This window comes from Bradyrhizobium sp. BWA-3-5, from assembly GCF_032917985.1.
Lineage (GTDB): Bacteria > Pseudomonadota > Alphaproteobacteria > Rhizobiales > Xanthobacteraceae > Bradyrhizobium.
Genome location: NZ_CP136626.1, coordinates 2,678,211 through 2,692,660, shown reverse-complemented (window position 1 = coordinate 2,692,660; position 14,450 = coordinate 2,678,211). Strand labels below are relative to the sequence as shown.

The 14,450-nt window shown below is 64.1% G+C and carries 14 protein-coding genes; 3 read left to right on the top strand and 11 right to left on the bottom strand.

Annotation, left to right across the window (positions count from 1 at the left end; all coding sequences use genetic code 11):
- Positions 1–83: 83 nt before the first annotated feature.
- The 9 genes from chvE to ytfQ form a co-directional block, all read right to left on the bottom strand.
- Positions 84–1,157 (bottom strand): multiple monosaccharide ABC transporter substrate-binding protein, encoded by a 1,074-nt coding sequence (chvE, locus tag RX331_RS12765; protein ID WP_317256905.1) that lies wholly within the window; start codon positions 1,155–1,157, stop codon positions 84–86.
- Between the two features lie 115 nt (positions 1,158–1,272).
- The gene (locus RX331_RS12760) at positions 1,273–2,157 is read right to left on the bottom strand and encodes an SMP-30/gluconolactonase/LRE family protein (RefSeq protein WP_317258109.1); all 885 of its coding nucleotides are present in this window, start codon (positions 2,155–2,157) and stop codon (positions 1,273–1,275) included.
- 14 nt (positions 2,158–2,171) lie between these two features.
- Positions 2,172–3,323 carry an aldose epimerase family protein gene (locus RX331_RS12755; RefSeq protein ID WP_317256904.1) on the bottom strand — a complete coding sequence of 384 codons (1,152 nt, stop codon included), beginning with the start codon at positions 3,321–3,323 and terminating at the stop codon, positions 2,172–2,174.
- A 1-nt stretch (position 3,324) separates the two neighbouring features.
- Positions 3,325–4,251 carry a Gfo/Idh/MocA family oxidoreductase gene (locus RX331_RS12750; RefSeq protein ID WP_317256903.1) on the bottom strand — a complete coding sequence of 309 codons (927 nt, stop codon included), beginning with the start codon at positions 4,249–4,251 and terminating at the stop codon, positions 3,325–3,327.
- A complete protein-coding gene (locus RX331_RS12745) occupies positions 4,248–5,027 on the bottom strand; it encodes a FadR/GntR family transcriptional regulator (protein ID WP_317256902.1) in 780 nt (259 codons plus the stop codon). The genes RX331_RS12750 and RX331_RS12745 overlap by 4 nt, the downstream gene beginning before the upstream one ends.
- Positions 5,024–6,007: a galactofuranose ABC transporter, permease protein YjfF gene (gene yjfF, locus RX331_RS12740; RefSeq protein ID WP_317256901.1), complete on the bottom strand. Its 984-nt coding sequence runs from the start codon at positions 6,005–6,007 to the stop codon at positions 5,024–5,026. The genes RX331_RS12745 and yjfF overlap by 4 nt, the downstream gene beginning before the upstream one ends.
- Positions 6,004–6,984: an ABC transporter permease gene (locus RX331_RS12735; RefSeq protein WP_317256900.1), complete on the bottom strand. Its 981-nt coding sequence runs from the start codon at positions 6,982–6,984 to the stop codon at positions 6,004–6,006. Before RX331_RS12735 ends, yjfF begins: the two co-directional genes overlap by 4 nt.
- The gene (locus RX331_RS12730) at positions 6,981–8,522 is read right to left on the bottom strand and encodes a sugar ABC transporter ATP-binding protein (protein ID WP_317256899.1); all 1,542 of its coding nucleotides are present in this window, start codon (positions 8,520–8,522) and stop codon (positions 6,981–6,983) included. The genes RX331_RS12735 and RX331_RS12730 overlap by 4 nt, the downstream gene beginning before the upstream one ends.
- 132 nt (positions 8,523–8,654) lie before the next feature.
- Positions 8,655–9,620 (bottom strand): galactofuranose ABC transporter, galactofuranose-binding protein YtfQ, encoded by a 966-nt coding sequence (ytfQ, locus tag RX331_RS12725; RefSeq protein ID WP_317256898.1) that lies wholly within the window; start codon positions 9,618–9,620, stop codon positions 8,655–8,657.
- Between the two features lie 322 nt (positions 9,621–9,942).
- Between ytfQ and garD the strand changes: the two genes are divergently transcribed.
- A complete protein-coding gene (garD, locus tag RX331_RS12720; RefSeq protein WP_317258108.1) occupies positions 9,943–11,478 on the top strand; it encodes a galactarate dehydratase in 1,536 nt (511 codons plus the stop codon).
- A gap of 36 nt (positions 11,479–11,514) precedes the next feature.
- On the opposite strand, the gene RX331_RS12715 is transcribed toward garD, so the two are convergent.
- Entirely contained in the window at positions 11,515–11,970 is a 456-nt protein-coding gene (locus tag RX331_RS12715; protein ID WP_317256897.1) for a host attachment family protein, read from the bottom strand.
- Between the two features lie 224 nt (positions 11,971–12,194).
- Positions 12,195–13,418: a DUF1236 domain-containing protein gene (locus RX331_RS12710; RefSeq protein WP_317256896.1), complete on the bottom strand. Its 1,224-nt coding sequence runs from the start codon at positions 13,416–13,418 to the stop codon at positions 12,195–12,197.
- A 120-nt stretch (positions 13,419–13,538) separates the two neighbouring features.
- Between RX331_RS12710 and RX331_RS12705 the strand changes: the two genes are divergently transcribed.
- Positions 13,539–13,862 (top strand): hypothetical protein, encoded by a 324-nt coding sequence (locus RX331_RS12705; protein ID WP_317256895.1) that lies wholly within the window; start codon positions 13,539–13,541, stop codon positions 13,860–13,862.
- Positions 13,863–13,992: 130 nt separating this feature from the next.
- On the top strand, positions 13,993–14,424 hold the full coding sequence (locus RX331_RS12700; RefSeq protein ID WP_317256894.1) for a CBS domain-containing protein: 432 nt from the start codon (positions 13,993–13,995) through the stop codon (positions 14,422–14,424).
- Positions 14,425–14,450 lie beyond the last annotated feature (26 nt).

The following is a 14,450-nucleotide window of genomic DNA, read 5'->3' as shown; positions in this document are numbered from 1 at the left end:
GCACCATCATGTCCTTCATCTCGCTGCCCACCGCTCAGGCAGGCCGGTGGCGGCGCCGGTTGTCGCCGGCGCCGCACTCCTGCTCACTCGATCTGCGACTTCTTGTAATATCCGCTCTCGATCAGCACCTTCTCCCAGTTGCTCTTGTCGACGACGACAGGCTTCAGGAGATAGGAAGGTACCACCTTGACGCCGTTGTTGTAGGTCTTGGTGTCGTTGACCTTGACCTCCTTACCGCTGAGGGCTGCATCCACCATGTCGGCGGTAACCTTGGCGAGATCGCGGGTGTCCTTGAAGATGGTCGAATACTGCTCGCCGCGCAGCATCGACTTGATCGAGGGCACCTCGGCATCCTGGCCGCTGACCACGGGCATCGGCATGTTGCCGCTGCCGTAGCCGACGCCCTTCAGCGACGAGAGAATGCCGATGGAGAGGCCGTCATAGGGCGAGAGCACCGCATCGACCCGCTTGCGGCCATAGAACGCGCTCAAGAGATTATCCATGCGGGCCTGGGCGGTGGCGCCGTCCCAACGCAGCGTCGAAACCTTGTCCATGCCCTTCTGGCCGCTTCCGATGACCAGCTTGCCACTATCGATATAGGGCTGCAGCACCGACATCGAGCCGTTGTAGAAGAAATAGGCGTTGTTGTCGTCCGGCGAGCCGCCGAACAGTTCGATGTTGAAGGGTCCCTTGCCGTCCTTCAAGCCGAGTGCCTGCTCGATCGATTGCGCCTGCAGCACGCCGACCTGGAAATTGTCGAAGGTGGCGTAGTAGTCGACATTGGGCGTGTCGCGGATCAAGCGGTCATAGGCGATCACGACGATGCCCTTGGACTTTGCTTGTTTCAGCACGTCCGACAACGTCGTGCCGTCGATCGCGGCAATCACTAGCACCTTGACACCCTTGGTCACCATGTTCTCGATCTGGGAGAGCTGGTTCGGAATGTCGTCCTCGGCATATTGCAGGTCGGTGCCGTAGCCGCGCTCTTTGAGGATCTTGACGATGTTGTTGCCGTCGTCGATCCAGCGCGCCGACGATTTGGTCGGCATCGCGATGCCGACGGTGCCCTTGCTTTGGGCGAAGGCCCCGGTCACCGCCGCGGCGGCCATGGCTGTTGCCAGCGCCAGGGCCGACAATGTCGTCTTCAGACTAGTCATGCTTCTCTCCCTTCCTCATCGAGGATCTCTGGTTTTTGGATCGTCAGCCCGCTCGAGGCGGTTCTTGAATTCAGATCATCTTGCGCGTTTGGTTGCCGCGCTTTGCCGTCCTCCGTCAAGCGGTTGCAAGTTTCACGTCTGGCTCTGGGCGGCCGTTTACTCCGACGTCGAGTACGAAGGTGCGGCCATGATCGGGATCGGCGTGTTTCGCATCCTCGGCCATTCCCTGCCAGGCCGACGTCACGAGCAGACGCGAGAAATCCCGCCCAATAAAGGCAGGACAGCTCGATTGCCGTGCCGGGACGCGGAGCGTGCGCAGATGCTCACCTAGCGGGCTATAGACATCGATGCAGCCGCTACCCCAGCGCGCATTCCAGATCAGCCCATCGGCATCGACCACCGCACCATCGATCCCGCCGCCACCCCGCCGCGTGACCAGCGCGGCCGGCTCGCCGCGCGGCAGGCCGGTCGCCGCATCGAGGTCGACGCGGTACAGCACATTCTCCCCCGTATCGGCGAAATAGCCGACGGTCCCGTCCGGCGAAAAGCAGATCGCATTCGGTATGGTGACGTGCTTATAGAGCCGCGTCAGCTCGCCGCGATGTAGCGCATAGATGGCGCCAAGCCCGCGCTCGGCCTGTCGCCCCATGGTGCCGATCCAGAACGTGCCGGACGGGTGAACCCTGGCGTCGTTCGAACGCGTGGCGGCGTTATCGGCTTCGAGCGGACGGTAGAGCGACATCCGCCCGTCCGCCCGCTCACGAAGATAGACGCCGTCGTCCGCGACCAGAAGCTGGCGATGCGCATCGATCCGGCCGAGCGCGCTGCCCATTACTTCGAGCGGATGGATGGTGATCTGTCCGGCATCGAGCCGCGCCTCGAATAGCCGGCGCCCAATAATGTCGAACCACCAGGCCGTATCAGTCGCAGCGTCGTAGGTCGGTCCCTCGCCAAGATGGCACCGTTCGCCGCAAAGCACGGTCGTCGGCACCTCTTCCATCCTCGGCCTCCCGATCATCGTCCACTCCCGTCGGACAACTCTACCTGGGATTGTGTTCCGATTGCGTCTTGGATGGGCCCCTTGATCGCATGCGTGAAACGGTATGACGTGGTGTGACGATAGAGCTCGCCGGGATCAAGTCGGGCGGTCGGAAAGTCCGGCCGGTTCGGCGTATTCGGCCAGGCGTGCGGCTCGAGGCAGATGGCATCGGATTGGCGGTAGAGACGGCCGCCCTTCCCGGCCGTGGTGCCGTCGAGGAAGTTGCCGGAATAGACCTGCAGGCCGGGCTGGTTGGTGAACAGTTCCAGCACACGGCCGGAGGTTGGTTCGGCGAGCCGCGCCGCAAAACGAGGCTCATCGCCTGCCGGTGCGAGGCAGAAATTGTGATCGTAGCCGCGACCCACGCGCAATTGCGGATGGTCGTTGCGGATGCGCGCGCCGACCTCAAAGCCATCGCGGAAGTCGAACGGCGTGCCGGCGACTTCGCTCGGAGGTTGCGGCAGCGGAATCGCGCCGGCATCGATGGCGAGGAAATGATCCGCCGCCACGGTGAGGTGATGGTCGAGAATTTGCCGGCCCGAGCGCGCACCGGCCAGGTTGAAGAAGCTGTGATTGGTGAGGTTGACCACGGTCGAACGATCGGTCCGCGCGGTCATATCGAGCGATAATTCCATCGGCCCGGCAAGGCGCCAGGTCACCTCGACATCCAGCGTGCCGGGATATCCCTCCTCGCCATCAGCGCTGCGATAGGCAAGCGTCACGGCCGGATGCTCGCCGCGGTCGATACTCACAACGCGCCAGTTACGTCGATCAAATCCCTCCAGCCCGCCATGCAACGCATTGGCGCCGTTATTGGCCGCAAGCTGCACCTCGGCGCCGTCGAGTGCAAAGCGCGCACCGGCAATCCGGTTGGCGTAGCGGCCGACGGTGGCGCCGAAGAACTGCCGGCGGGCGAGATAACCCTCGAACGCGTCATGGCCGAGCACGATGTCATCGCGCCGCCCGGCGGCATCCGGCACCAACAGCGCCTGCAAGCTCGCGCCATAGGTGATGATGGATGCTACCAGCCCCTCAGAGTGCTGCAGGACGACGCGCTCGACGTCGCTGCCGTCAGGCAGGACACCGAAGCGGGAACGCGACACGCGAGGGACCGACGGATTGCTCATGCTAGTCCTCGAATGGCTCGACCGCACGGCGCCGTCCCAGCAGGAACGCGTCCGCGACGAGCTGAAGCGGTGCGAGATCGACGTCGCTCTCGCCAGTCGCGGTAAGTTCGCGGAAGCGGCGATAGAGCCCGGCATATTCGGCCTCGGGAGCATCGACGAGCTGCTGTTCCCCTGCTCTTAACTTTGCGCCGCCGCGCGAAAGCGTGACCGGGCCGTCGTCGGTCTCAATATCAATGTCCCAGCTCTGCGGACCGGTCTGGAGGAAATCGAGCTCCGCTGTGATTTTAAGCCCCTGCGCATCGCCAAGCGCAAGCTTGGCGGCGATCGGCGCATCGCGGTTGGCAGGAAACGCGAGATCGGCCGACGTCACGAATAGCGGCTGTGGCAGAATGCGCGTCAGGATCGACAGCGCGTTGATGCCGGGATCGAACACGCCGAGCCCGCCTGCCTCGAAGATCCAGACCTGCCCCGGATGCCAGACCCGGACGTCTTCCTTCCAGGTGATCTTGACGGACGTAACCTTCCGGCCGGCCAGCAGCCGCCGCGCTGGTTCGACGGCTGGCGCGTAGCGCGAGTGCCATGTCGCGAACAGGGTGCGCTGCGCTGACCGCGCAGCGGTCACAAGCGGGGCGATTTCGGCGACCGTGGCGCCCGGCGGCTTCTCCAGCATTACATGCTTGCCGGCGGCCAACGCCGTCGCCGCCTGGGCGTGGCGGACCTGCGGCGGCGTGCACAGCGCGACCGCATCGATCTGCGGGCCGTTGCGCAAGAGCTCGTCGAGCGTCGCCGCATGTGGGATGCCGGGAAGAGAGGCGTTGCGGCTGGCGATAGCGACCAGCTCGACGCCCTCGGTCGCGGCGATTGCGGGCACGTGCTGGTCGCGGGCGATCTTGCCGAAGCCGACGATGGCGACGCGAAGCGGGTTCATGATTGTTCTCCGGGCTCGGCGGTCGCAGGTATCGCAGACGCAGCGTCGGAGGATGCCGGCGTCTCCTCATGACGGCGGAGCCCATTGTGGATCACCTCGGTCATGGCTGCGGTGGCCGCCTCGGCATCGCCATCGGCGATCGCATCAACAATGCGCTGGTGCCACAACAGAACCGTCTCGCGGTCCTGTGTTTCAACGGGCGCACTGAGCAGGAACGAAGCGCGCAGCGCCGCCTCGATGACGTTGCCGATCGAGCGCATGAACAGATTGCCGGAGGCATTGGCGACTGCCAGATGCAACGCCAGGTCGCCATCGGCAAAGCCGACCGAGTCGGAGGCCTCGCTCCGCATTCGCGCCATACTGCGGTTCAGCTCGGCGATGTCGGCCTCCGAGCGGCGGCTGGCGGCGAGCGCGGCTGCACGCGGTTCGACCGCGAGGCGGATTTCCGCGAGATCGTTGAGAAAGCGGCGATCGATGCCGGCGTCGAGATGCCAGGCCAGTACATCTGCATCGAACATGTTCCAGGCGCCGCGCTCGCGCACGACGGTGCCGACCCGCGCCTTGGTGGTGAGCAGGCCCTTGGCCACCAGCGTCTTGACGCTCTCGCGCAGCACCGGGCGCGACACGCCGAACATCGCCGTGAGTTCGGCATCGCCCGGCAGGCGGCCGCCTTCGGCATAGCGGCCGGCAATGATGTCGATGCCGATGCTGCGGGCAACCTCGGCGTGGTTGGAATGGGCGCGCCGCGTCGGGATGACGACAAGACGGGACGTCATGATTTGAGGACTCCTGCCTTACGGGGGCCGGTGCGGCGGGCGATGCCTAGCATGGCCTGCTGCAGCGCAATGAAGGCAAACAGCAGGATACCGGTCACGATCTTGGTCCACCAGCTCGACAAGGTTCCATCGAAATTAATGTAGGTCTGGATCAAGCCCTGAATCAGCACACCAAGCAAGGTGCCGACCACCGAGCCCTGGCCGCCGGTCAGCAAGGTGCCGCCGATCACCACGGCCGCGATGGAATCGAGTTCGACGCCGACCGCGGACAGCGAATAGCCCGCCGCGGTGTAAAAGGAGAAAACGATGCCCGCGAGCCCGGCGAGGACGCTCGACAGCATATAGATGCGCACCGTCATCGATCCGACCGGGATGCCCATCAGGGCGGTGGTCGTGCGGCTGCCGCCAAGCGCAAAGACATTGGCCCCGAAGCGGGTGAAGTGCAGCAGCACGGCGCCGGCCCCGACCACGGCGAGCATGATCAGGGCAATGGGGGTGAGCCGCCCCCCGCCCGGCAGCCGCCAAGCGAAATCCGATACCGCCGAATAGAGCGGCGCCGATATCGGTGTCGATTCCGTCGACATCAGAAAGCTGGCGCCGCGGGCGAGGAACATGCCGGCCAAGGTGACGATGAATGGCGGCATATCGAAGATATGGATGATCGCACCCATCGCCGCGCCGAAGGCGGCACAGAGCAACAGGATCGCCGCAAAGGCGACAAATGGCGGCACGCCGAGGCGCTCGATCGCCAGCGCGACGAACACGGTGGTAAAGCCGATCACCGAACCGACCGAGAGATCGATCCCACCGGAAATGATCACAAAGGTCATGCCGGTCGCGACAATGCCGAGGAAGGCATTGTCAGTCAGCAGATTGGCCACGACGCGCGTCGAGGCGAAATTGGGAAATTGCGTCGTGCAGAGCGCAAACCCGACGACGAAAACGATGGCGGTGATCGCAACCGGCGGCAGCCTTCTCACTGGCGCGCCCTCCCCAGCATCGCGCCGGCATGGGCCAGGCGCGGCGACTGCAGCAGCAGGACGACCAGCACGACGGCCGCCTTGACCAGGAGGTTGAACTCCGGCGGATAGCCCGACAGCAGGATGCCCGTATTCATGGCCTGGATGATCAGCGCGCCGACCATGGCGAGCACCAGGCTGAAGCGGCCGCCGAACAGCGAGGTACCGCCGATCACCACCGCCAGGATCGCGTCGAGCTCGAGCCAGAGCCCGGCATTGTTGGCATCCGCGCCCATGATGTCGGCGGCGGCGATCACGCCAGCGAGCGCCGCGCACAGGCCACACCAGACATAGACCGCAAGGACCATCGCGCGGGTGCCGATCCCGGCCAATTCACTCGCCCGTGCATTGCCGCCGGTCGCCTCGATCAAGAGGCCGAGCGCGGAGCCGCGGACCACCACGCCGGTGACGATCAGCATGCCGATTACAACGGCCACGGGCGTCGGGACGCCGAGCACCGCGCCATTACCGAGCCAGACAAGATCGGGCGCGGTGAAGGTGACGATCCGTCCCTCGGTAATGAGCTGCGCGATGCCTCGCCCGGCGACCATCAGGATCAAGGTGGCGACAATCGGTTGGATACCGAGCACCGCGACGAGAAAGCCATTCCAGAGGCCACAGAGCAGTCCGGCCCCGAGAGCGGCGGCGAGTGCAATCGGCATTCCGTGCGCGTCGGCAAGGCTCGCGGCAATCGCGCCTGATATCGCCATGACCGCGCCGACCGACAGGTCGATGCCCCGCGTTGCAATGACCAGGACCATGCCGAGCGCCAGCAGCGCGACGGGCGCGCCGCGGTTGAGGACATCGATCAGGCTGCCGAACAGCCGCCCGTCCTGCATCCGCAGATCGAAGAATTGCGGCGACACGGCGCGGTCGATCGCAAGGATCACCAGAAGCGCGATGATCTGGGGAAGGCCCCGCTGCAATCTGGCTATCATAATTGCCCGGCCTCCGTACCGGCGGTGCCGGCGGCAATCGCCGCAAGGATATTGGAGACGTCGACAGCTTCGCCTTCCAGCTCGTCAATGTGGACACGATCGCGCAGCACGATCACCCGATCCGAATAGGTCACGATTTCGTCGAGCTCGGACGAAATCACCAGCAGCGCCAGCCCCTCGTCGCAGAGTTCTCGGATCAGGCGGATGATCTCGGCATGGGCGCCGACGTCGATGCCGCGGGTCGGCTCATCCAGCACCAGAAGCCGCGGCGATGTCGCGAGCCAGCGGGCAAGCAGCACCTTCTGCTGGTTGCCGCCGGACAACAGGCCGATCGGGCGCTCCGGCTCGGGCGGGCGGATGTCGAGCAGCTGGATGAAGCGCATCGCGATCTCGTCCTGGTCGGCGCGCGACAGCGGTTTGGCGAGGCCGCGCTTGGCCTGCAGCGCCAGCACGATATTCTCGCGCACGGTGAGATCGGCAATGATGCCCTCGGTCTTGCGCTCCTCGGGGCAATAGCCGAAGCCATGGTCGACCGCATCGCGTGGCGATTGCAGCCGCACCGGCTTGTCCTCAATGGTGACGCTGCCCGTGTCGGCGCGCTCGGCGCCGAACACCAGCCGCGCAGTCTCGGTGCGTCCCGATCCGAGCAGGCCCGCGAGCCCCACCACTTCGCCGCGGCGAAGCGAAAGATTGAACGGCGCGACATAGCCGGCCTTGCCGTAGCCTTCGAAGCGCGCGCAAACTTCTCCCGCCTGCCGCGCCCTCGCCGCTGCGCGTTCGCTTGTCGTCTCCGCAAGCTCGCGGCCGAGCATCATACGGATCAGCTCAATCCGCGGCAGCTCGGCGGTCGCCCGCTCGCCGATCAGGCGGCCGTTGCGCAGCACCGTGATGCGGTCGCAGATCTCATAGACCTGATCGAGAAAATGGGTGACGAAGAGGACGCCGATGCCCCGCTGCGCGAGCTTGCGCATCACCGCAAAGAGAATCTCGACTTCATGGCGATCGAGGCTTGCGGTCGGCTCGTCGAGAATCAAGACGCGCGCCGACTGGTCCACCGCGCGGGCTATCGCCGTGATGTGCTGGACCGCGACGGAATAATTTCCGAGCGGCTCGGCGACGTCGATATGCAGGTCGAATTCCGCGAGCAGCGCGGCGGCGCGGCGGCGCATCTCGGCCTCGCGTACCAGGCCGAACCGCGTCGGCTGCCGTCCGAGATAGAGGTTTTGCGCCACCGACAGGTTCAGCAGCAGGTTGACCTCCTGATAGACAGTCGCGATTCCCGCATCGACCGCGGCCTTCGCCGAGCGCGGCGCGACCTCGGCGCCGCCGAGCCTGACGATACCGGCATCACGCGGAAACACGCCGGTCACCGCCTTGATGAGGGTCGACTTGCCGGCGCCGTTCTCACCGAGCAGCGCATGGATTTCGCCGGCCCGCAGGGTGAAATCCACTTCCTGCAGGGCCCGTAGCGCGCCAAAACTCTTGCTCAGGCCCCGCACTTCCAGCAGCGCTGGGCCAGGGTTGGAAGAAGCATTCATGCCGGCATCACTCCACCGACGTTCGCATCGGGCGAACGCCTGGCATGTTCGCCCCGTGAGGCGGATTCGTCGAGAAGGCTTTCGCCGCCGGGCCGGGGCTGGCTTGAGACCCGGCGGCGTGGCGCTGGCCGATTAGTAGCCGAGGCCCTTCTTGCTGTCATAGATCTTCTGCGGATCGTCGGCGGCCGTGTAGAGTTTCGACTCTGTCTGGATCCACTTCGGTGGCACCGTGCCCTTCGCCTTGTAGGCCATGATGGCGTCGAGCGCCGGCCCCGCCATGTTCGGCGTCAGTTCGACGGTGGCATTGGCCTCACCGGCCGCGATCGCCTTGAAGATATCAGGCACCGCGTCGATCGACACCGTCAGGATGTCCTTGCCCGGCTTGAGGCCGGCTTCCTTCATCGCCTGGATCGCGCCGACCATCATGTCGTCGTTGTGGGCATAGACCGCGCAGATATTCTTGCCGCCGCCTTCGGCCTTGATGAAGCTTTCCATCACTTCCTTGCCCTTGGCGCGGGTGAAGTCGCCGGTCTGGCTGCGCACCACCTTGAGGTTGGCGTTCTTAGCGACGACGCTGTCAAACCCCTTCTTGCGGTTGGTCGCGACGCTGGCGCCGACCGTACCCTGCAGTTCGACGACGTTGCACTGCTTGCCACCTACGGCTTTCGCCAGCCACTCACCGGCGACCGCGCCTTCGTGCACGCTGTCCGAGGTGACGGCGGTGAGGTAAAGCTCCTTGCCGGACGGGTCGATGTCGCGATCGAGCAGCACGACCGGGATCTTGGCTTCCTTGGCCTCCTTCAGCACCGCATCCCAGCCGCTCGACACCACAGGCGCGAGGAAGATGGCATCGACGCCCTGCGCGATGAAGGAGCGGATCGCCTTGATCTGGTTCTCCTGCTTCTGCTGCGCGTCGGCGATCTTGAGGGTGACCTTGCGCTTGCTGGCTTCCGTTTTGGAGACCGACGTCTCTGCGGCCCGCCAGCCGGATTCGGACCCGATCTGCGAAAAGCCGACGGTCAGTTCAGCTGCAGCTGCGGGGAGCGAGAGGGTAATGGCGACGAGGGCGGTAGCCGCAAGAAGGGCTTTGGTGGTCATGAGGCGCGTTCTCCCAGATGTTGCAGCGGTGCCTCATCCCCGAAATCGGTATTTTGGCACCTTTTGCGCTGTCCATTGGCGACAGCGCGGGCAAATATTTCACGGAAGACCGGTTCTGACTAGTAATATTATTTGACTATTTGGTTCCAAATCGACATCGACACTTCTCTCCGAATTTATTCCTATGAGGGCGTCCACCGAGCCCCTGCCCCGGCCGACCTTTGCCCAAAGCCCACTTGATCCGTCGCTTGGTTTGACCTCGATTGCCTCGATCATGCCGGGCAGCTACGCGTTGCCGGACGCAGCCATTGAGGGATTCGACATGCAGCCCGCCGCCGCAAAACCGCTCTACATCCGCATGCACACGGACGACAATGTCGCGATCGTCGCCAACCGCGGCGGCTTGCATCCGGGCGCCGAATTTTCCTGCGGGTTGCGGCTGATCGAGCAGATCCCGCAGGGACACAAGGTCGCGCTCGCCGACATCGGCGAAGGCGAAGCCATTCGCCGCTACGGCGAGATCATCGGCCATGCCGCGGCATCAATCGCCAGAGGTAGCTGGGTCAAGGAATCGCTGGTTCAAATGCCCGACGCGCCGTCGTTCGACCATCTGCCGAAGCCAAACGGCGGCGCGACCAGGCTGCCACCGCTGGAAGGCTACACATTCGAGGGCTATCGCAATGCCGATGGCTCGGTCGGTACGCGCAACATCCTCGCGATATCGACCAGCGTGCAATGCGTCGCCGGCACGGTCGAGTTCGCGCTCGACCGCATTCGCAAGGAGCTGCTGCCGAAATATCCCAATGTCGACGACGTCGTCGCGGTGACCCACGCCTATGGCTGCGGCGTCGCCATCAACGCGCCGGGCGCGGCCGTTCCGATCCGCACGCTGCAGAACATCGCCCGCAATCCCAATTTCGGCGGCGAGGTCATGATCGTCGGCCTCGGCTGCGAGAAGCTGCAGCCCGAACTGCTGCTGCCCGAGGGCATGCGCGCCGATGACGAGATCATGCGGATGCAGGACGAAGGCCTCACCGGCTTCGGCGACATCGTCGAGGAGATCGTGCAGATGGCCGATGCCCGCCTCAAGATATTGAACCAGCGCCGCCGCGAAACTTGTCCGGCGTCCGCGCTGGTGGTCGGCATGCAGTGCGGCGGCAGCGATGCGTTTTCGGGCGTCACCGCCAATCCCGCGCTCGGCTTTGCCGCCGATCTCCTGGTGCGCGCCGGCGCCACCGTGATGTTTTCCGAAGTCACGGAAGTGCGCGATGCCATCCATCTCCTGACGCCACGCGCGGCGAACCAGGACGTGGCCGACGCGCTGGTGCGCGAGATGGCCTGGTATGACCGCTACCTCGCCGGGGGCGAGGCCGACCGCAGCGCCAACACCACGCCGGGCAACAAGAAGGGCGGCCTCTCCAACATTGTAGAGAAGGCGATGGGCTCGGTCATCAAGTCTGGAACCGGCCCGATTACGGGCGTACTCGCGCCCGGTGAGCGCGCCAGCCAGAAGGGCCTGATCTTTGCAGCGACGCCGGCAAGCGATTTCGTCTGCGGCACGCTGCAGCTTGCCTCGGGCATGACGCTGCACGTCTTCACCACCGGCCGCGGCACGCCTTATGGCCTTGCCGCGGTGCCGGTCATCAAGGTTTCGACGCGCAGCGAGTTGAAGCAGCGCTGGCACGATCTGATCGACGTCGATGCCGGCAGCATCGCCACCGGTGACGCCACGATCGAGGACGTCGGCTGGGAGATCTTCCGCCTCATGCTCGAGGTCGCCAGCGGCCGCCAGACCTGGGCCGAACACTGGAAGCTGACCAACGCGCTCGCGCTGTTCAATCCGGGCCCGGTGACCTGACCGATGCAAGGCCGGCTGCTGCGAATTACGGCGTCGCTAGGCCGCCATCAGTCGCTCGATATCGGGGATCGGATGGGACGTTAGCTCCTTCGGAATCTCGCCAACGATCCGCTCCGTCACTTCGGCATGAAAAGCCTGGCGGAGATTGCCGAGCACTTTTGCCGGCGCCACGACGACCAGCTTGTCGAAGCGGTTGCCATGGGCAAGGCGGTAGAGCGCGTCGGCAATGGCGCCGGCGAACCGCTCTTCCGCGATGTAGTGCCAGTCGACCTGTTCCATCGCACTTCGCGCCGTTCCGACGCTCCCGATCGATCGACCGGGACGATCGGTGCCCTGCTCTCGTGTTGCCGGATTATCCTGCTCGAGAACCTGCTCTACTTGCAGGCTGAGCTGCTGTGGGGTGCCTTTGTTACGTAGAAAGAGCGCCTTTTGTCCATCGCCGATGAGAATGAGGGTGTTGTGCGAAATGCGGGGTTTCGATCCAGCGGTCATTGTTGTTGCTCCATGCGGGCCAACGCATGAGGTGCTGCTTAGGTTGCCTGGCGGACAATGGAACCTTTCAAGCCGCCTCGCGCCGCACGAGTCACATATGCTCCCTCGCCCCTTCTCTATTGCTCACCGTTTTAATAAAAGCCGAAAAACCATGTCCGTCGACACAGCAACATAACAAAAGAGAGGCAGCCGTTGGGCTGCCTCTCTCCTCGGACTCTCTCGCATCAATCGTCGATTTCCTCGATGATCCGGCGTTCGCCGGGCTCGATGATATACGTCCTGTTCTCACGCTCGATATAGCGATACTCACGCAGCCGCGGCGATTCCCGATACACCTCGTCGGGGAAGGACCTGATCTCCACCGAGTCAGGCAGGCGGTCTCCAACGCGAACGCGCGTGGAAGCGACGCTGCCCGTGGTACGCTGCTCGGTTCGGCTCGGGCGCGGCTCTGTCCTGGACAAGCGGGCATGCTTGCGAACGGCTTCCCTCTCGCTGTCGGAGAAGGTCGCCTTGCGCGGCGCAGGCGCAGCCGCGGTCGATTTGCCGCCGCTCGGCAGCACGTCGACGATCTTGTAGGTCGCTGGATCGACGATCACGATGTCCTGGCGAACCAAAACGAAGTTGAAACCGCGATACTGCGGCATCACCTCGACGACGTCTGCCGGCAGCCGTTCGAAATGCACATCGCGCGGCACGGCGGTGCCGATCGCCAGCGAGAAGTTCACGTTGGTCACCGGCTTGACGTTCAGCCGGCTGATCGACGTGCTCACACGGGTACGCTGACTCTCGGAAAGCGAAGCCGAGACGTTGACATTTGTGTGTGACTGCGTGGTGTTGGTCTGTGCAGTGTTGCTCTGGCTGCCCGAAGGCTGAGCCGCCGTATTGGTTGGAGGCTGTGCAGCTCCGCTGCTCGTCGCATTATTGGTACCGGCCGATCCGCTCGGTTGTTGCGTGCCTGTCGACTGGTTGCTCGCCGGCGCTCTATCGCTCTGCGCCTGCGTCGGTTGTGAAGAGGAGCCCGGTTGCTGGGCAGACTGCGTCTGCGATGGCTGTTGCGAGGGCTGCTGAGCCTGCGGCTGTTGTGCTGGCGGGTTCGCTGCATTGCCTTCGGATTTCGCCTGCAACGCCCTGCCGGCCGGTGATCCGGAGCTGGGCTGATTTGACTGCGCCTGCGGACGTGGCTGATCTGCCGTGGCATTCGTCGGTTGCTGTGCGCTCGACTTGTCGCTTTGAGTATTTTGTGTGTTTTGCGACGGGGCAGTCGATGGCGATTTCAATTGGTTTTGCGCCGACGGCGTGTTCGTTCGCTGCTGATCGCTCGGCGATTGCGCGAATGCGCTTGTGCCCAGCATCAACCCCGCGATTGCGCCGGATAACAAAGCTCGTTTCATTTTTGCTCCTTGTTCCGTTCTCGGAAGATTGTGTCCAGTGGTGAAATAACTCTGCATTGTTCGCCGCTGTTCCGGGCAAACGCGGCGGTCGGAACCAACTTCCGTTGCGGGCGACGCCGGAACCAAAGGCGGTGCGACGCTTTGTGCATCGGGCAGCATTCGAATCAGGAGGAACTTATGAGAAAGATCACTATCGGCTTGTTGGCTGGCGCTGGAGCGCTTCTGACCGGAAGCGCAAATGCATCTGACATCTATACGGCCGACGCGTATTCAAACGCCGACTTGATCCAACAGGTCCGTATGGTCTGTGACGAGGATGGACGCTGCTATCGCACCCGTGGCGGCAGCCGTGTCATCGTCCGCGACTCCTATGCCTATGCGCCGCGCGAGCGATATATCGAGCGTCGGCACTATCGCGATTGGGATGAACCGCGTGCGGGAGTCGGCATCCGTGCTCCCGGCGTGAGCGTGGGCGTCGGCGTCGACAACGACCGTTGGTAAGACAGCCAGGAGAGGCTTCGGTGGCCTGAGGTCTCTCCGCTCCGCTTCCGGCAATATTTCATCCGCTGCAGGAACGGCGGTCCGCGACGCCTGTTAGCCGGTGAAGCAACGGGCAACAACGGAGAAAATCATGAAAGTTTCCGATGCGATGACACCAGAGGTTCAGCTCTGCACTCCCGACGACACGTTAAAGGACGCCGCACAGGCCATGGCAGCGCTCGGCGTCGGATTGCTGCCGGTGACGGACAATGAGCGGCTGGTCGGCATGGTCTCCGATCGCGACATCGCCATCCGCGGTATCGGCATGGGCCGCGGACCGGAGGCGCGGGTCGGCGACGTCATGACCGCCGAAGTCAAATATTGCTACGAAGATCAGGATCTCGACGACGTCTGTGCAAACATGGGCGATATCCAGGTTCGTCGTCTGCCGGTGCTCAATCGCGACAAGCGACTGGTCGGCATCATTGCGCTGGGCGATATCGCGCTGGTCCAAGGCGGCAACGGAACGGGCGCAACGTTGGGCCGAATTTCGCGCCCCGGCGGTCAACATGCGCAGATGTGATCGCCACCAAACCCGTTCGGAATAAA

Bases quoted from the DNA above. Each gene is read 5' to 3' on its own strand.
- chvE (WP_317256905.1), bottom strand. From the start codon at position 1,157: ATGACTAGTCTGAAGACGACATTGTCGGCCCTGGCGCTGGCAACAGCC.
- RX331_RS12760 (WP_317258109.1), bottom strand. From the start codon at position 2,157: ATGGAAGAGGTGCCGACGACCGTGCTTTGCGGCGAACGGTGCCATCTT.
- RX331_RS12755 (WP_317256904.1), bottom strand. From the start codon at position 3,323: ATGAGCAATCCGTCGGTCCCTCGCGTGTCGCGTTCCCGCTTCGGTGTC.
- RX331_RS12750 (WP_317256903.1), bottom strand. From the start codon at position 4,251: ATGAACCCGCTTCGCGTCGCCATCGTCGGCTTCGGCAAGATCGCCCGC.
- RX331_RS12745 (WP_317256902.1), bottom strand. From the start codon at position 5,027: ATGACGTCCCGTCTTGTCGTCATCCCGACGCGGCGCGCCCATTCCAAC.
- RX331_RS12735 (WP_317256900.1), bottom strand. From the start codon at position 6,984: ATGATAGCCAGATTGCAGCGGGGCCTTCCCCAGATCATCGCGCTTCTG.
- RX331_RS12730 (WP_317256899.1), bottom strand. From the start codon at position 8,522: ATGAATGCTTCTTCCAACCCTGGCCCAGCGCTGCTGGAAGTGCGGGGC.
- ytfQ (WP_317256898.1), bottom strand. From the start codon at position 9,620: ATGACCACCAAAGCCCTTCTTGCGGCTACCGCCCTCGTCGCCATTACC.
- garD (WP_317258108.1), top strand. From the start codon at position 9,943: ATGCAGCCCGCCGCCGCAAAACCGCTCTACATCCGCATGCACACGGAC.
- RX331_RS12715 (WP_317256897.1), bottom strand. From the start codon at position 11,970: ATGACCGCTGGATCGAAACCCCGCATTTCGCACAACACCCTCATTCTC.
- RX331_RS12710 (WP_317256896.1), bottom strand. From the start codon at position 13,418: ATGCAGAGTTATTTCACCACTGGACACAATCTTCCGAGAACGGAACAA.
- RX331_RS12705 (WP_317256895.1), top strand. From the start codon at position 13,539: ATGAGAAAGATCACTATCGGCTTGTTGGCTGGCGCTGGAGCGCTTCTG.
- RX331_RS12700 (WP_317256894.1), top strand. From the start codon at position 13,993: ATGAAAGTTTCCGATGCGATGACACCAGAGGTTCAGCTCTGCACTCCC.